General features: G+C 61.0%; 3 protein-coding genes. All 3 read left to right on the top strand.

The genetic code is table 11. The annotated features are described in order from the left end of the window. Window positions 1-17 precede the first annotated feature (17 nt). Window positions 18-839, top strand: a complete 822-nt coding sequence (gene extP / locus ACFMO7_RS20910) for a selenite/tellurite reduction operon b-type cytochrome ExtP (RefSeq protein ID WP_376797422.1) — start codon at window positions 18-20, stop codon at window positions 837-839. Between the two features lie 199 nt (window positions 840-1038). Next, window positions 1039-1578 (top strand): hypothetical protein, encoded by a 540-nt coding sequence (locus tag ACFMO7_RS20905; protein WP_052888330.1) that lies wholly within the window; start codon window positions 1039-1041, stop codon window positions 1576-1578. 40 nt (window positions 1579-1618) lie between these two features. Next, window positions 1619-2247: ubiquinol-cytochrome c reductase iron-sulfur subunit (locus ACFMO7_RS20900; protein ID WP_376797421.1), on the top strand; the 629-nt coding region annotated here is incomplete at its 3' end.

Genomic DNA, 2247 nt, shown 5'->3' with positions numbered 1-2247 from the left:
AACAGGAGGAACTGTGTGTGAGTTCACTACCTGAAAAGAAGAGCTTGCTCGACATCATCACGCAGAAGATAGTGACGAGCCAGCTCTGGCGATCGATATTCCGCCACGGCTATCCGGACACCCCACTCAACCAGTCGCTGGTGATGATGGGGAACGTCTTCCTGCATCTTCACCCGGTGAAGGTGAGCCGCCAGGCGATGAAGATTACCTATACCTGGTGTATGGGGGGGATCTCCTTTTTCCTCTTCCTGGTGCTGACCCTAACCGGGGTTTTTCTCATGTTCTATTATGTTCCTGAGACCCACACGGCCTATCAGAACATCAACCAGCTCAGCAGCGCGGTCTCCTTTGGCCATCTGGTGCGCAACATGCATCGCTGGGCGGCCCACCTGATGGTCGTCTCAGTGACCCTGCACATGATCCGTGTCTTCTATCATGGGGCCTACAAGCCGCCGCGCGAGTTCAACTGGGTTGTGGGCGTGGGCCTCTTCTTCTGCACGCTCTTCCTGAGTTTTACTGGCTATTTGTTGCCGTGGGACCAGATCGCTCTCTGGGCTATTACTGTGGGCACCAACCTGGCTCCCTACACACCGATTCTCGGTCAGCCGGTCTATCAGGTGCTGGTGGGCGGTCCCGCAGTTGGTCAGGCGACGCTGATTCGCTTCTATGTCGGGCACGTGATCTTGCTGCCGCTGGCCACGGCCATTTTGCTGGCCGTCCACTTCTGGCGCATTCGTAAGGATGGAGGGGCGGCCGGGCCACCGCCGCCGCCGCGGCGCGAGCTGGAGGCCCGCCTGGCAGAGGCTGAGCAGGGATTGGCGCCGACGGCCACGCGCTAGCTGGCCCTCAGCCAGCGGGGGAGTTGCCTGGCCTGGGTGGGCACCGGGCCATCTCCCTCGCCTCGCGGACCAGGCCCTTTGCTGATGCGATTGCATGCTGCTAATCGTGCTGTTACCAGAGCCGAGCCGGCTGACCCCAGCGAGCGCGGCTGGCCTGGTAGCAGAGAGCGATTCTGCCCAGTGATGAGAGGATACGACAATGGCAATCGAACAGGAGCCAAAGGTACAGACCCAAGCAGCGGCAACCCAGCGACGCTATCGCACCCTGGCGGTAGTGAGGCAGGAGGCCATCACGCGCGTCGAGAAACCGCTGGAGGACTCGGTCTTTGTCTGGCCTCATTTGCTGGTGCGAGAGTTCTTTGCCTCCACCATCGTGATGGTCATGCTGACCTTGCTTTCGGTGGCGATCGATGCGCCTCTGCGGGAGCCAGCCAACCCTAACGTCACGCCGAACCCGGCCAAGGCTCCCTGGTACTTCCTGGGCTTGCAGGAGCTGCTGCACTACTTCCCACCAACGACTGCTGGCGTGCTCATTCCGGGGCTGGTGCTGGTCGGATTGGCCTGCCTGCCCTACGTGGATCGCAATCCCAGCCGGGCCTATGCAGACCGTAAGATCGCCATTGTGACCTTCACGATGTTTGTGGTCTTCTGGGCCTGTGTGACCCTGGCCGGAAGCTTCTTCCGTGGTCCCGGTTGGGTATGGTACTGGCCCTGGCAGGGTCTCTTCTTCGACCTGTAAGGGAACTCTGGGAAAACGGAAGGAAAGGATCTGTTACTCTATGAGTGTGGATTTCCCGCCGCGGGATGTAGATAAGCCACCCTTGACGCCGCAGCAGTACGAGGTGCTCCACGGCGGCGGCGCGGAGGCTGCCGAGCTTGCCCGACAGCGCCTCTCGCGCCGACGCTTTCTGCGCCGCGCCACGCTGGCTGTCTGGGGCCTCTCGGCAACGACTGCGGTGGCCGGGGCGTTGAATATGCTCTACCCGAATCTGGCCGGCCAGTTCGGCTCAGCTCTCAATGTGGGCAACAAGAGCGATTTTCCCGCCGCCAAGCCGTCCGAGGCCAAGCTGGATCAGGCCGCTGTCTTTTATCGCCAGGAAGCCAAGACCTACGTGATCCATTTGGCCAAGGATACCCCCTTGTTGCTCTCTGGCCAGGCCCTCAGCGATCAGCTGGATTCGGAGTGGATTGTCAAGGACAGCGACGGCTCCTACTGGATAGCGCTCTATCAGCGCTGTGTCCATCTGGGCTGCACGGTGCCATTCCGCGATGACTGTGTGAGCTTTAAGTGCCCGTGCCACGGCTCGCATTATAATGTCGATGGCGAGTTCCTCGATGGCCCGGCGCCCCGCAGCCTGGATCGCTTCCGCATTCTCTTCCAGGGTGAGAGCGTGATCGTGGACACGTC

This window comes from Thermogemmatispora sp. (assembly GCF_042408735.1).
Lineage (GTDB): Bacteria > Chloroflexota > Ktedonobacteria > Ktedonobacterales > Ktedonobacteraceae > Thermogemmatispora.
This window is presented reverse-complemented; position numbering and strand designations above follow the sequence as displayed.